Source organism: Mesorhizobium sp. M0768 (assembly GCF_040320195.1).
Lineage (GTDB): Bacteria > Pseudomonadota > Alphaproteobacteria > Rhizobiales > Rhizobiaceae > Mesorhizobium.
Window position 1 is genome coordinate 183,870 of the sequence record NZ_JAMYPD010000003.1, and the last position, 13,932, is coordinate 197,801.

Sequence of the window (13,932 nt, forward strand, 5' to 3'; positions counted from 1 at the left end):
CGGACGGGAAAAATGCTCCACACGATTTCGGCCTTCGACCGCCTCGGCGAGGAGAATGCGTTCGCGGTGCTGGCGCGTGCCACGGCACTTGCCCACCAGGGCCGCGACATTGTCAATCTCGGCATCGGCCAGCCCGACTTCAAGACGCCGCAGCACATCGTCGAGGCCGCGATCAAGGCGCTACGCGATGGCCATCACGGCTATACGCCGGCCAACGGACTGCTGGCGACGCGCGAAGCGGTGGTACGCCGCACGCTGGCCACCACCGGCGTCGAAGTCTCGCCGGAAGCGGTGATGATCCTGCCCGGCGGCAAGCCGACCATGTTCGCGGCCATCCTGATGTTCGGCGAGCCGGGCGCCGAAATTCTCTATCCCGATCCCGGCTTTCCGATCTACCGCTCGATGATCGAGTTCACCGGTGCTGCCCCCATCCCGGTGCCGATGCGCGAGGAGAACGGCTTTGCCTTTTCGGCTGCGGAGACCTTGGCGCTGATCACCCCGAAGACCAGGCTGCTGATCCTCAACTCGCCCGCCAATCCGACCGGCGGCGTCACGCCTCGCGCCGAGATCGAAAAGCTGGTCAGGGGGCTGCAAGCGCACCCGGACGTCGCCATCCTCTCCGACGAGATCTACGACGTGATGACCTATGACGGCGAGACGCACTGCTCGCTGCTCGCCTTCCCCGAAATCCGCGACCGGCTGATCGTGCTCAACGGCTGGTCGAAGACCTGGGCGATGACCGGTTGGCGCATGGGCTGGTCGATCTGGCCGAATGGCGACAAGGGCGCGCATCTCTACGACAAGGTGCGCAAGCTGGCGGTCAATTGCTGGTCCTGCGTCAACGCGCCGAGCCAGTATGCCGGCATAGCCGCCATCGACGGCCCGCAGGACGACGTCGACAAGATGATGCGCGCCTTCGACCGCCGCAGGAAGGTCGTGGTCGAGGGGTTGAATGCCTTGCCCGGCGTTTCCTGCATTACGCCGAAAGGCGCCTTCTATGCCTTCCCCAATGTTTCCAAGACCGGCTGGAAGGCCAAGAAGCTCGCCTCGGCGCTGCTCGAGGATGCCGGCGTGGCGCTGATCGGCGGCCCCGATTTCGGCATTCTCGGCGAAGGCTATGTCAGGCTGTCCTACGCCAATTCCGAGGAGAACATCCTGCGCGCGCTGGAGCGGATCGAGGCGTTCCTGGCGAAGTGAGGACGACGATAGGAGAAGCCACATGTTCTATGCCATTCTTGCCTATCACGAGGAAGAAGCGATTACGGCACTGACGCCTGAGCAGGATGCGGCGCTGATGACCGATCTTCTCCAGATCAACGATCGGCTCTACCGCCAAGGCACCCTTGGGCCGGCGGCCCGGCTCGGCGCGACACAAGACGCCTGCACCTTGCGCGGGCCAGGCACCGGAATGGTTATCGACGGCCCCTTCGCCGAGACCAAGGAACAATTGCTGGGGCTCTATGTCGTCGACTGCGCCAACCGTGACGCCGCCATCGACATTGCGCGCGACCTTCGCCGTGTCAATCCGACCGCCGTCTACGAAATCCGCCCGATTTCGCTATATTTACCCGGCGTGCCGCTTCCGGTCACCCAGCCCTAGGACGTAGACTCATAGCTACGTGGCCAGATGCGGATTGCGACGAGTTTTAGGGCGGCAAGAAAGTTCTCAGCCAGCTTGTCGTAGCGCGTCGCGATGCGACGGAACTGTTTGGCTTTGTTGAAGAAGCGCTCGATCAGGTTACGGGCTTTGTATAGGAAGGGCTGAAGCAGATCGGGGCCTTGCGATAGGCTTTGGGGGATATTGGCCCAAGTGTTCTGGTCGGTGATGGCAGTGCGCAATGCGTTGGCATCGTAGCCCTTGTCGGCGAGCAGCATCGCACTTTCAGGCAAATCTTTGATCAAGTCCGCTGCGGAGGCAGACATTTGGCTATGAAAGTGACGTCCAGACCACACTCTCAAGATCGGGAGAGTAGCGGGCGATGATAGCCTCTTGATCATGTTCCTGCGTGAGAATTATCTGCTTCCCAGTAGCGTCACCGAGCAATCGCATAAAGCGGTCAAGCTTCTCAACCTCGGTTTTTCCGCTGACTTGCCTTGGATCGAAGTCGAACTCAATTTCGACAGCGCTGAAGAAGTGACATGCAAGCTGGATTGGCCCGACGTAGAAAGACAGTAAGCTGCCTGTTTCGCTTTCCAGGGCCGCTTCGACGCCCAATGGCATCGACTCGATCTTGCCGGAGACACTGAAACTAGCAGGCGGGGTCCATTCGAGGAGGATGTCCCAGACGACCTGCCAATCTGCCTCAGACGTGTTCAGAACGTAGATGTCTCGCCAGGAGCCGTCCCAAGCGAAATCCGATGCTATCTGTTCCCAATTCATGCATGAACCATTCTCAATGACTGCAGTTCTAGCATGACATGTGCCATGACCGCTTTCCACAAATCCCAAGCCCGCTTTCCACCTATCCCGGTCATTCCGCATTTATGAGTTTACGGCCTAGTCTAGTGCATGTCGCCCAAAGTGCGCAGCGGTTTTGGGACAACGACATGTATACAACCTGGACCGGTTGCCTACCCTCGCCCGACAAACGGCATCTTCGTCGCCATCACGGTCATGAACAGCACGTTCGCGTCGAGCGGCAGGCTGGCCATATGGAGGACGGCATCGGCGACGCGCTCGACATCCATCACCGCTTCGGCGGCAATGGTGCCGTTGGCTTGCGGCACGCCGACCGTCATCGCCTGCGCCATGTCGGTCAGCGCGTTGCCGATGTCGATCTGGCCGCAAGCAATGTCGAAGGGCCTGCCGTCCAGCGCCAGCGTCCTGGTCAGCCCGGTGATGGCGTGCTTGGTCGCCGTATAGGGCACCGAGCCCGGCCGTGGCGCATAGGCCGATACCGAGCCGTTGTTGATGATGCGGCCGCCCATCGGCTGCTGCCTGCGCATGGCGCCGAACGCGGCGCGAGCACACAGGAACGAGCCGGTGAGATTGACCCCGACGATGTCGTTCCACACGTCGACCGGGATGTCGTCGATCAATGTCGATTTGTAGCTCGTGCCGGCATTGTTGAAGAGCAGGTCGACGCGCCCGAAAGCCGCAGCCACCGTCTCGAACAGATCGTCGACCTGATCGGCCTTGCTGATGTCGCAGGCGAAGGCCAATGCCTTGGCCTGCGTCGGCCCGGCCGCGGCGATCGCATCCTCCAGCACCGGCTTGCGGCGACCGCAGAAGACCGTATTCCAGCCGGCCTTGAGCAGCGCCGTGGCGACGCTTTTGCCGATGCCCGTGCCGGCGCCGGTGACGATGGCGGTTTTATAGTCGGTCATGGCTGTACTCCCTGAAAGGGATGAGGCATCGCAAATGACGGGAACCATGGCAAGCCGGCCCAAAGCCTGTGCTCACAAAAAGGGCGGCCGTTGGCGACCGCCCCTGATCCGAACCGGGCATGGGAGGAGGAAAACCGATCCGACTGACTGAAATCATGCGCTCACCGGATTAACGAGAAGCTAACGCCAACGGCGCCGAGCTCCGAGGCTTCCTCTTCGAGCTACCAGCGCGAGCCTGCGACCGGCTTGGCCGTGCTGCCCGCTGCCGGCACCTTCGCCGCCGTCACCGTCGCCTCGACATGGTCGACCAGCGCATCCGGCAGGCCGAGACGGCCGGCAAGCAGGTCGAGATAGCCGCGTTCGGCCCGCGTGTCCGGATCGATGGCAAGACGCGAGGCGGTGTAGAGTTCCAGCTTTTGCGCATCGGTCTTGGCCCCGGCGATCAGCACATCCAGATCGAGCGGCGCCTCCAGTTCCGACATCAGGAATTTCTCCGCTTCGGCGCCGACGCCGGCGAGGCTGAGCTTGCCGGCGATCTTCTGCCGCTCTTCGTCATCGACGTGACCGTCGGCCTTCGCCGCCGAGATCATCGCCCTGACCAGCGTCAGCGTGAATTCGTCTTCGCCCTGCGGCGCTTGCGACGGATGGAAGGCGGTATCGGCCGGCGGCGGCAGCAATTCCGGTTCGCCTGCAGCTTGCGTCTCGGCCGGCGCGTTGCCGTTCTTGTAGTTCTGGTAGGCCTTGTAGGCGAGGCCGCCGATCGCAGCCAACCCACCAAGCTTCACCGCCGCACCGGTGACCTGGCGGCCTGGGCCGGTTCCGAGCAGCACCGCGGCCAGCGCGCCGGCGGCAAGCGGATTGTCCTTGGCCATCTGCACCGCCTGCCCCGCCTTGTCGCGGACAGTCGATCCGGTGCCGGGAACTTGCGAGCCGAGCAGATCGTCGAGGAGCTTCTTGGGATCGAACATCAATGCCTCCAGAATTGGCCCGGCCGAAGGTGCGCGGGCAGGTTTGCACGTCGAAGACCTAGGTCCCGCAGTTTGACATTACAATGACGCGGCGCGTCCTTTTGCCCGCTGCCACGCATGACCTCGCACCGACATCTGCTTGGATTTCACGCGGAAATTACAGTGCTGCAGCCTCCTTCCGCGTCAAAAAACGCGCGACGCTGTGGACATCGGACGTGTCGAAACCAGCTTCGACTTCGAGTAATGTCGCGGCATGTCGCTTGAGAGGAGCCTGGCATGACCGATGAGACAGACCGCCAGCCGGCACGCGACCCCCAGGAACTGGAGCGCCTGCTGATTTCGCGGCAATGGGTCGGAGACATTGACGGCATGGCCGCGCTTTTCGAGCCGCATGCAGTCATCGACAGCGGTGGCGGACACCTGACGTTCGGCCGCGAAGCCATCCGGGCGCTGTTCGCGGAGATCACCGCAACCGGCCGAAAATTTCAGTCCGGAGATCAGCGCCCGGCTGTCGTCAGTGGCGACCTGGCGCTCACCTCGACCCGGCTTCCCGATGGCACCATCACCACCGAGGTGGCGCGCCGGCAGAACGACGGGACATGGCTGTGGGTCATCGATCGTTTCTCTGTTGCTTGACGTGAAGTTGCTTAACGTGAAGCTAACTTCCGATGTGGCGGTCGCCGCGCGCTTGCGCCAGCTCGACCTGGCGCTGGCGCTCGGCGTAGCGGGCGCGATCTTCGTCCGAGCGGGCATCGAAGCAATGCGGGCATGAAACGCCGGTGGCATATTGCGGCGACAGCCGGTCTTCCGCGGCTAGCGGATGCCGGCAGGCGCGGCAGAGTTCGGCCTCGCCTTCGACCAGCCCGTGCGATACCGAAACGCGCTCGTCGAAGACGAAGCATTCGCCTTGCCAGAGGCTCTGTTCGGCGGGCACGTCCTCGAGATATTTCAGAATGCCGCCCTTGAGGTGGAACACATCCTCCAAACCGAGCGACTTCACATAGGCTGTCGCTTTCTCGCAGCGAATGCCGCCGGTGCAGAACATGGCGACCTTGCGCCCGTCGAGCTCGTGCCGATGCTGCTCGACCCAGGCCGGGAATTCGCGGAAGCTGTTGGTGGCGGGATCGACAGCGCCCTTGAAGGTGCCGAGCGACACCTCGTAGGCATTGCGCGTGTCGATGACGATGGTGCCCGTATCCGAGATCAGTGCATTCCAGTCGGCCGGCGCGACATAGGTGCCTGCACCTGCCGCCGGATCGATATTCTCCACGCCCATGGTGACGATCTCGCGCTTCAACCGCACCTTCATGCGGTGGAACGGCATCGTTGCGGCGCTGCTGTATTTGATCTCGAGGCCGGCGAGACCGTCGATGGATTCGAGATGATCGATGAGCGCGGCGATTGCCGTTTCACTGCCGGCGACCGTGGCGTTGATGCCCTCACGCGCCAACAGCAGCGTGCCTTTGATGCCGCGTGCGCAGCAGAAGGCGGCGAGCGGCGCGCGCAGCGCCTCGAAGGTGTCGAGCCGGGCGAAGCGGTAAAGCGCGGCAACGCGGAAGGCTTGGCTGGGCAGTGTCATCACCAAGCCACTAGACGCTCACGGCAGCCGGATCAAGGCAGAGCCGGGTGCGGTCTGATCGCGGAGGTTTCGAACACCACGCGTGACATCGCGACACGCCGCGTTTCGTGGACAGAAAAACCGCCTTCTGCTAACCGGTCGACTTGATCAACAGAGGAGAGACGACGAATGCCCAGCACGACCGAAAAGCTCCTGTCGCTCCTCAACGGCCAGCCGGTCATACCGGTGCTGAAGATCGCCAATCCCGCCGACGCGGTGCCGCTGGCCCGGGCGCTGGCCCGCGGCGGCCTGCCGGCGATCGAGATCACGCTGCGCACCGCCGACGCGCTGGAGGCGATCCGCCGGGTGGCGGGCGAGGTTGAAGACGCCGTCGTCGGCGCCGGCACCATCCTGGACGCCCGGCAGTTCGGCGAGGCGGCGGCCGCCGGTTCGAAGTTCATCGTCAGCCCCGGCATCACCCGCGAGCTTCTCGCGGCAGCCAAGGACAGCGACGTGCCGTTGCTGCCCGGCGCCATCACGCCGGGAGAGGTCATGGCCGCCCGCGAAGCCGGCCTGCGCTTTCTGAAATTCTTCCCGGCCGAACAGTCGGGCGGCATCGCTTCGCTCAAGGCTTTCGCCTCGCCGCTTGCCGACGTGAAATTCTGCCCGACCGGCGGTATCACCGGCAAGAATGCCGCCGACTACCTCAGCCTGCCCAACGTCATCTGCGTCGGCGGTTCCTGGGTGGCGCCGGACGATCTGGTCAAGGCCGGCAAATGGGACGAGATCGAAGCCTTGGCGCGCGCGGCAAGCAAGCTCGGGCGCTAGCATCTTCTGCATCAAAAGCCGCCGCCGATCTGGTTCGCCGGGCTGGTTCCCGCTCATGGGCTCGAACCACGATTCACGCCTTCAAAGGGCGCTGTCCTACCATTAGACGAAGCGGGAGAATGCCGACCAGTGGTTAGCATCCCTGGATGAAGGAAGCCAGTGCCGGCGGTGGAGGCCGCGCGAGGTGCCCAGCGCGGCCTACTCGGTCTTGAAGCGGGCAACCGACATGAACTTGACGGCTTTGCCGGTGAACCGGTTTGCGTCGGCCATCTCGTTGCCCGGCTGGAAGCCTATCGTATAGACCTCGCTCGGTGCCGTACGGACGAAGTCGTAGGCGTAGCGCGGCGCCGTTGTCGCATCTGAAACAGTTGCGACATACTCACCGCTGTGCAGCGCCCACCGAGCGGCCTGCGGCGCGGCGGCGACCACCACCGGCTTGGGGCCGGGCTTCAGGTCGCGGGCGGTGGCCCTGGGTTCCTTGCGTGTGGTCTTCACGCCTGCACCGATGACGGCGGCCGGATCGGAGCCGGCCGGGCGGGCAACGATGGCCTCGCGCGGCGATGCCTCGTCGCTCGATGCCCCGTCGTCGCTCGCCGGTTCCTCGAACACCGATGCTTGCTCGGAAAGCGACGCGACCTTGTATTCGTCGGTCGCGCTGACCCTTTCCAGAACGGCCTTGACCTCGTCGGGCTGGGAACTGTCTGGCCGCGCCGACGGCAATACCGAGAATGCGTCGGTGGCGGTGTTGCTCCGCTCGGCCGCACTCGCCAGCGCCAGCAACACTTGCTTGTCCTGCGGCGCAAGACTAGCCGGCGAAAGATCGGCCGGCAGCGAATGATCGGGCCGCCAGCTCGGCACGGGAATGTTGTTTGCCGAGACCTGCACCGGGCCGGCCGCGGCAGACGGGTCTGCTATGCCGAACGGAACATTTGCCGGCGCCACGCTTGCCGGCGCTTGCGCGGTCGCCACCGCCTGTTCAGTCGATCCAGCCGCATCCGCCACGCCGAACGGAACGTTCTCAGGCGGCTGGGCGCCGACGTCCGTCTTCGGGCGCGGAGCAAAATCCGGCAGCGGAATGCTGCGCGCCGGCAATGCCGCGATGATCGTCTCCGGCGTGTCATCCTCCGGTTCAGGCGCAGGCGCCGGAGCATCGGCGACTTCCGGAATCTCGGCGCGCTTGGCATCCTGAGGTGCGACGATGGCAATGCCAGGCAGGTTGCTGCTCTTGGCGGACGGCGCCGGCTTCACGTTACGGGGCTTTGGCGCCGGCTCGGCCATCGCCACGTCGGCGCTGTCGTCCGCCTCGTCGTCGCCACCGCCGAACAAGGCTGCCAGGAACCCGCGGGATTTCTTGCCGCCGCCGCTTGCGCTGGCCAGTTCGATGGCCGGCGCACCGGCGCCCTTGCGGGCCTTGTAGGAGGCGAGCGCCTGTTGATAACCAGGCAGCGGCTTGCCGTCGCTCGGCACATGCAGCGTCTTGCCGTTGGGGAACACGCGCGCCAGTTCCTGGCGGCTGATGCCGGGCCAGTGGCGCACATTGCCGACATCCATATGCACGAAGGGCGAGCCGGAACTGGGGTAGTAGCCGACGCCGCCGCCCTGCATCCTGAGGCCGATGTCACGCAGCTTCTTCAATGGGACACCGGGAATGTAGAAATCCATCGCCCTGCCGAGCATGTGCTGGCTCTTCTCGGCGACGCCCCTGCTGCGGCTGCGCAGCATCGAATTCGTGGCCGGCGAACGATAGCCGCAGACGACCTGGATGTAATCGGTGGCGCCGCTCTCCCGATACGCTTCCCAGACCAGGTCCAGCAGGCGCGGATCCATCTTGGTCGGCTCGTTGCGGCGCCAGTCGCGCAGGATGATGTTGATCTTTCGCAAGCCCGCCTGGTCGTAGCGGCCATTACGCTTGTAGACGATCTCCGCCTTTTCATGCGTGTGGAGATGATAGAGCTTCAGCGAACGTGTCTCGGCGCTGGCGACGGTTGCCGCCGCTGCAAGGAACCCGACGGCAACAATCACCGCTGCCAGCCATCTCGGCCAGACGCTCATGTGATAATGCCGCCCGTTTTCGTGTCGTTCGATTCTGTTCAAATCAAAAGGCCTTGCAGGCTGCCGTTTTGTCCCCGGATTTGACCAAACGGATGCGTGGTGTGTGCATCCGAATATCGATCCTAATGGTTAATCGTCGCTTATTGAAGCCGAAATGCGGTAACACGGTGGCGATATCCCGCCAAAAATATTGCGCAGGATATCTTGGTAAACCGCTGGTTTAGATCATCTTTTGGCGCCAGCTCGAAACACGATCTGTTACCGTCCGCCTTAATACGTGAACACTGTGGCGAACACATCATTTCGAGGCGCAGTTGCGTGGAATGATGTCCGGATGAGAACCGGCTTGGCCCTGTGACTCAGGAAGCGAGCCGTTCGACGCGGCCGGTTTCCGGGTCGATGCCGTATTCCTTGAGCTTGCGGTAGAGCGTCGACCGGCCGATGCCGAGGCGGCGGGCGACTTCGCTCATCTGGCCGTTATAGTGATCGATGGCGAGCTTGATCATTTCGAGTTCGACGTCGGCCAGCGCACGCACATTGCCGCGCTCGTCGAGCGCCCGCAGCGTGCCGAAACGAGGCTTGGCTGGGGCATCGGCGTCGGCGGCTGCGATGCCGCCAGCGGCCGATATGTTGTCGCGCGGCTGGCTGCCCGAAGCCACTCCGGAAGCTGGCCACCCTGGAGTTGGCCCCCCTGAAGCTGGCCACCCTGGAGCTGGCAAGGCGATACCCGGATCGAGATTGACCGTGCCCTCGACTTGCGCCCGGATCTGCGGGAATTCTTCTTCGGTCAGCATGTCGCCGTCGGCGAGCACCGAGGCCCGGAAGACGGCGTTTTCGAGCTGCCTTATGTTGCCCGGCCAGTCATAGGCCTGCAGCATGGCAAGCGCCGCAGCCGAGATGCCTCGCAGGCGGTGGCGCGGATCGGCGGGCGCCACCTTCTCCATGAAGTGCTCGACCAGATAGGGGATGTCGTCGCGACGGTCGCGCAATGGCGGCACGAAGATCGGATAGACGTTCAGCCGATAGAACAGGTCCTCGCGGAACTTGCCGTCCTTGACCTGCTGCAGCAGGTTGCGATGGGTTGCCGAGATCAGCCTGATGTCGACCCTGACGGTCGAGCGCCCGCCAACCGGATCGACCTCGCCGTCCTGTACGGCGCGCAACAGCTTGACCTGCACGTCGAGCGGCAGGTCGCCGATCTCGTCAAGGAACAGCGTGCCGGTGTGCGCTTCGACGAACTTGCCGGTATGTTTTTCGGTGGCGCCGGTGAACGAGCCCTTCTCGTGCCCGAACAGGATCGATTCGACCAGATTGTCGGGGATGGCGCCGCAATTGACGGTGACGAAGGGTTTCGAGCGGCGGTCGCCGCTGCCCTGGATGGCGCGCGCCACCAGTTCCTTGCCGACGCCGGATTCACCTTCGATCAGGATCGGAATGTTGGACGCCGCCGCCTTGCTGCCGAGCCGGATCACCCGATCCATCGCCGGACTGTGGGTGATCATGTCCTTGAACGTCAGATGGCCGCCGCGCTGCCGTGACGAGCGCTTCACTTCGCCTTCGAGCGCTTCGACCTTGAGGGCGTTGCCGATCGACGCCTGCAGCCTGTCGGGAGAGGCCGGCTTGACGACGAAATCGAAGGCGCCGTGACGCATTGCCGAAACGACGGTTTCGATGCCGCCCTGCGCGGTCTGCACGATGACGGGAATGTGGATGCCGCGCTCGCGCATCGCCTTCAGCACGCCGATGCCATCGAGGCCCGGCATCATCAGGTCGAGGATGACCACCGACACGTCGCGCGCATTGGGCCCGTCGACGAGATCGAGACCGGCCTCGCCCCCATCGGCGACGATCGCGGTGTGGCCGAATTTCGTCACCGCCGCCTCGAGCAGCCTGCGCTGCACGGGATCGTCATCGACTATGAGTATGGAAGCTGCCATGACTGATCCGACCGTGCCCGCCCGAGAATGCGCCCTATGGATCATCTTGGCACAGGGTTCTAAATAAGCTTTCAAAAAACCCGGTGAATGAATTCCTTAGGATTTGACCGGCTTCTCGTTTCCTCGAATTTTTGTGTCTGGAAGGATCGGCAATGCGCATGGTTTTTGCTCGAAAGCTGGCGGCGGCGCCCGGTCAGGGCGTGGCGGAGCTTGGCGACCTGCCGGAATGGAATCTGGCCGATCTCTATTCGGGCATGGAGGCGCCTGAGTTGAAGCGCGACATCGCCAAGGCCGCCACCAATGCCATCGTTTTCGAGAGCCGTTGGAAAGGCACGCTCGCCGCCGAGGCCGGGCGTGGCGGCGCCGGCAGGCTTGGCGAGGCGCTTCAGGCCTATGAAGCGCTGGAGGAGCTGATCGGCCGCATCGTCTCCTATGCCGGGCTTGTCTATGCCGGCAACACGTCGGATCCGCAGCGCGCCAAGCTCTATGGCGACATCCAGGAAAAGATGACCGATGCCAGCGCGCACCTGCTGTTTTTCGCGCTCGAGCTGAATCTCATTGACGATGGTGCGATCGAAAACGCACTCGCCGCCGATCCGGCCTTCGCCCATTACCGGCCCTGGGTGCTCGATCTGCGCAAGGACAAGCCCTTCCAGCTCGAAGACCGCATCGAGCAGCTCTTCCATGAAAAATCGATCACCGGGCGCGGGGCCTGGAACCGCCTGTTCGACGAGACGATGACCGATTTGCGTTTCGACGTCGACGGCGAGGAGTTGACGCTTGAGCCGGCGCTCAATCGCCTGCAGGACGCCGACGGCGAGGTGCGCCGCCGGGCGTCCGAGGCGCTGGCCACGACCTTCCGCAAGAATCTGCGCGTCTTTACACTGGTCACCAACACGCTGGCCAAGGACAAGGAGATCTCCGACCGCTGGCGCGGCTTCGAGGACATTGCCGATTCCCGCCATCTCGCCAACCGCGTCGAACGCAGCGTGGTGGATGCGCTCGCCGCCGCGGTTCGCGACGCCTATCCACGCCTGTCGCATCGCTATTACGCGATGAAGGCGCGCTGGCTCGGCATGGAGGTGATGAACCACTGGGACCGCAATGCGCCATTGCCCGAGACCCCACAGGCGGTCATCGGCTGGGACGAGGCCAAGAACACCGTGCTTTCCGCCTACCAGCGCTTTTCGCCCGACATGGCGGAGATCGCCAGAACTTTCTTCGACCGCAACTGGATCGATGCACCGGTGAGACCCGGCAAGTCGCCTGGCGCCTTCGCCCATCCGACCGTGCCTTCGGCGCATCCCTATGTGCTGCTCAACTACATGGGCAAGCCGCGCGATGTGATGACGCTGGCGCACGAACTCGGCCACGGCGTGCACCAGGTGCTGGCCGGCGGCCAGGGCGCCCTGATGGCATCGACGCCGCTGACGCTGGCCGAAACCGCATCGGTGTTTGGCGAAATGCTGACCTTCCGCTCGCTGCTCGAGCAGACCACCGACAAGCGCGAACGCAAGGCCATGCTCGCCCAGAAGGTCGAGGACATGATCAACACGGTCGTGCGCCAGATCGCCTTCTACGAGTTCGAGCGCAAGGTGCATGCCGAGCGCAGGAGCGGCGAACTGACCTCCGACAAGCTCGGCCAGTTCTGGTTGGAAGTGCAGGCGGAAAGCCTCGGGCCGGCGATCAAGCTGCGCGAAGGGTACGAGGTTTTCTGGACCTATATCCCGCACTTCATCCACTCGCCTTTCTACGTCTATGCCTACGCATTCGGCGATTGCCTGGTGAACTCGCTCTACGCGGTCTACCAGAACGCCGAGCGCGGCTTTCAGGAGAAATATTTTGCCATGCTGCGCGCCGGCGGCACCAAGCATCATTCCGAGCTTCTAGCGCCGTTCGGCCTCGACGCGGCCGACCCTGCCTTCTGGCAGATCGGGCTTGGCGTGATCAGCGGACTGATCGACGAGCTGGAAACACTGGACAAGTGATGCGCAACACTGGGCGATGCGCAACACCGGATGACCGGGTTTTCCAGAACAGTTTAGCAGCAACGCATATTGGCGATGGTCTATTCTTGTCTTGGTTATTTGTTCTTAAATAACTTTCCATGGAAGTTTTCCGTTAGATTCCCGTAAGCTGTATGATAGCGTCCGCCCTCAAGCTCAGCCGGGCACGAATGGATCCGGTCGGAAAATCCCGACCGGCCATGGCGTGTCGGCGGATGCGACAACGGTTGTTGGCCAGGGGCAAACCGGTCGCCGACAGCTCGATCGAAGCCGGCTGTTCTGCAAATTGCGGAACCACCATCGAATGGTCCTTCGCCGAGGTCATGGCTCTACAGGCCAGGGCGGACGGATCGGACTGGAGAGAGAAAGACAATGGGCACTTTTTTCTACATGCTCCTGGCGTTCCTGGTAGGTGTGTTGGTTGGCTGGTTCATTTGGGGACGCCTGCGTGGCGAACTCGACAGTTTGCGCGGCGATCTAGACCGCACGCGCAGCGAACGCGACAGATTGCGGGCCGATAGCGACCGTCTGACCGGTGAGTTGGATGCATGCGGCCGCGCCCGCGCCGATCTCGAACGCCGGCTGGGCGAGGCGAAAACCACCCAGGCGCCAACCGCGAAGGCGGCAACAGCCAAGGCGCCAGCCGCCAATGCCGGTGCGACCAAGGCGGCGATGCGGGCGCCGTCAACCCTGCTTTCGACATCCGCACCAGCCAAACCGGCGCCGAAGAAATCTGCAACGGCGAAGGCCGCGACCGCGCCACGCGCAAGTGCCGCGAAAACGGCAACGCCGAAACCGCCTGCATCGAAAGCGAGCGCCGCGCCGACGGCAAGCAAGGCTGCGCCGGCGGCAAGCAAGGCCGCGCCGGCGGCAAAGAAAGCCGCGACCGGCAAGGCAACAGCTATTGCCCCAGGCAAAGCCAACGACCTGCGTCGCCTGATCGGCATCGGCCCCACCAACGAGCGGCTGCTCAAAGGGCTTGGGGTCACGACCTATGCCCAGATCGCCGCCTGGACACCCGACGATGTCAAGCGGATCGAGGCGACGTTGAATTTCGACGGCCGCATCGAACGTGAACGCTGGATCGAGCAGGCGAAACTGCTTGCCGCCGGCGACGAAAAGGAATTTGCGCGCCGCTTCCCGACCGCGGGAGAAGCCAGCAACACCTGATCCATCGCAAGGCGGCATCGGGAACAAGGCGGCGCTCTCGGGCGCCGCTTTTGTTTTTGCCCGCCGCGCCTTTGCGTCTTGAGACG

Annotated in this window: 13 protein-coding genes and 1 tRNA gene; 6 read left to right on the forward strand and 8 right to left on the reverse strand. The window is 63.5% G+C overall.

What is annotated here, in order from left to right; translation table 11 throughout:
* The first annotated feature begins 12 nt into the window (after positions 1-12).
* Both NKI08_RS05315 and NKI08_RS05320 read left to right on the forward strand, forming a co-directional pair.
* On the forward strand, positions 13-1,197 hold the full coding sequence (locus NKI08_RS05315) for a pyridoxal phosphate-dependent aminotransferase (protein ID WP_352488769.1): 1,185 nt from the start codon (positions 13-15) through the stop codon (positions 1,195-1,197).
* Between the two features lie 22 nt (positions 1,198-1,219).
* A complete protein-coding gene (locus NKI08_RS05320) occupies positions 1,220-1,600 on the forward strand; it encodes a YciI family protein (RefSeq protein WP_352488768.1) in 381 nt (126 codons plus the stop codon).
* Here the strand turns inward: NKI08_RS05320 and NKI08_RS05325 are convergent.
* The 4 genes from NKI08_RS05325 to NKI08_RS05340 all read right to left on the reverse strand — a co-directional run bounded on the left by NKI08_RS05325 (position 1,597) and on the right by NKI08_RS05340 (position 4,295).
* Positions 1,597-1,902 carry a transposase gene (locus NKI08_RS05325; protein ID WP_352539341.1) on the reverse strand — a complete coding sequence of 102 codons (306 nt, stop codon included), beginning with the start codon at positions 1,900-1,902 and terminating at the stop codon, positions 1,597-1,599. The genes NKI08_RS05320 and NKI08_RS05325 overlap by 4 nt on opposite strands.
* 25 nt (positions 1,903-1,927) lie before the next feature.
* Entirely contained in the window at positions 1,928-2,380 is a 453-nt protein-coding gene (locus NKI08_RS05330; RefSeq protein WP_352488765.1) for a hypothetical protein, read from the reverse strand.
* Positions 2,381-2,571: 191 nt separating this feature from the next.
* On the reverse strand, positions 2,572-3,327 hold the full coding sequence (locus NKI08_RS05335) for an SDR family oxidoreductase (protein WP_352469547.1): 756 nt from the start codon (positions 3,325-3,327) through the stop codon (positions 2,572-2,574).
* Positions 3,328-3,548: 221 nt separating this feature from the next.
* Positions 3,549-4,295, reverse strand: coding sequence for a tellurite resistance TerB family protein (locus NKI08_RS05340; RefSeq protein ID WP_352488764.1), 747 nt, complete (start codon positions 4,293-4,295; stop codon positions 3,549-3,551).
* Positions 4,296-4,571: 276 nt separating this feature from the next.
* Between NKI08_RS05340 and NKI08_RS05345 the strand changes: the two genes are divergently transcribed.
* Positions 4,572-4,931 carry a YybH family protein gene (locus tag NKI08_RS05345; RefSeq protein ID WP_352488763.1) on the forward strand — a complete coding sequence of 120 codons (360 nt, stop codon included), beginning with the start codon at positions 4,572-4,574 and terminating at the stop codon, positions 4,929-4,931.
* A gap of 22 nt (positions 4,932-4,953) precedes the next feature.
* On the opposite strand, the gene trhO is transcribed toward NKI08_RS05345, so the two are convergent.
* Complete coding sequence (gene trhO, locus NKI08_RS05350; protein WP_502899559.1) at positions 4,954-5,874, reverse strand: oxygen-dependent tRNA uridine(34) hydroxylase TrhO; 921 nt, start codon at positions 5,872-5,874, stop codon at positions 4,954-4,956.
* A gap of 168 nt (positions 5,875-6,042) precedes the next feature.
* Between trhO and NKI08_RS05355 the strand changes: the two genes are divergently transcribed.
* Positions 6,043-6,681, forward strand: coding sequence for a 2-dehydro-3-deoxy-phosphogluconate aldolase (locus NKI08_RS05355; RefSeq protein WP_352469543.1), 639 nt, complete (start codon positions 6,043-6,045; stop codon positions 6,679-6,681).
* 43 nt (positions 6,682-6,724) lie between these two features.
* Here NKI08_RS05355 and NKI08_RS05360 read toward each other — a convergent pair.
* The 3 genes from NKI08_RS05360 to NKI08_RS05370 all read right to left on the reverse strand — a co-directional run bounded on the left by NKI08_RS05360 (position 6,725) and on the right by NKI08_RS05370 (position 10,670).
* Positions 6,725-6,798, reverse strand: a tRNA-Gln gene (locus tag NKI08_RS05360).
* A gap of 81 nt (positions 6,799-6,879) precedes the next feature.
* Positions 6,880-8,733: a peptidoglycan L,D-endopeptidase MepK gene (gene mepK / locus NKI08_RS05365; RefSeq protein WP_352767646.1), complete on the reverse strand. Its 1,854-nt coding sequence runs from the start codon at positions 8,731-8,733 to the stop codon at positions 6,880-6,882.
* 359 nt (positions 8,734-9,092) lie between these two features.
* Positions 9,093-10,670 (reverse strand): sigma-54-dependent transcriptional regulator, encoded by a 1,578-nt coding sequence (locus NKI08_RS05370; protein ID WP_352767648.1) that lies wholly within the window; start codon positions 10,668-10,670, stop codon positions 9,093-9,095.
* Between the two features lie 152 nt (positions 10,671-10,822).
* Between NKI08_RS05370 and NKI08_RS05375 the strand changes: the two genes are divergently transcribed.
* Complete coding sequence (locus NKI08_RS05375; protein ID WP_352767650.1) at positions 10,823-12,658, forward strand: M3 family oligoendopeptidase; 1,836 nt, start codon at positions 10,823-10,825, stop codon at positions 12,656-12,658.
* Between the two features lie 390 nt (positions 12,659-13,048).
* The gene (locus tag NKI08_RS05380) at positions 13,049-13,846 is read left to right on the forward strand and encodes a helix-hairpin-helix domain-containing protein (RefSeq protein ID WP_352767652.1); all 798 of its coding nucleotides are present in this window, start codon (positions 13,049-13,051) and stop codon (positions 13,844-13,846) included.
* The last annotated feature ends 86 nt before the right edge of the window (positions 13,847-13,932 follow it).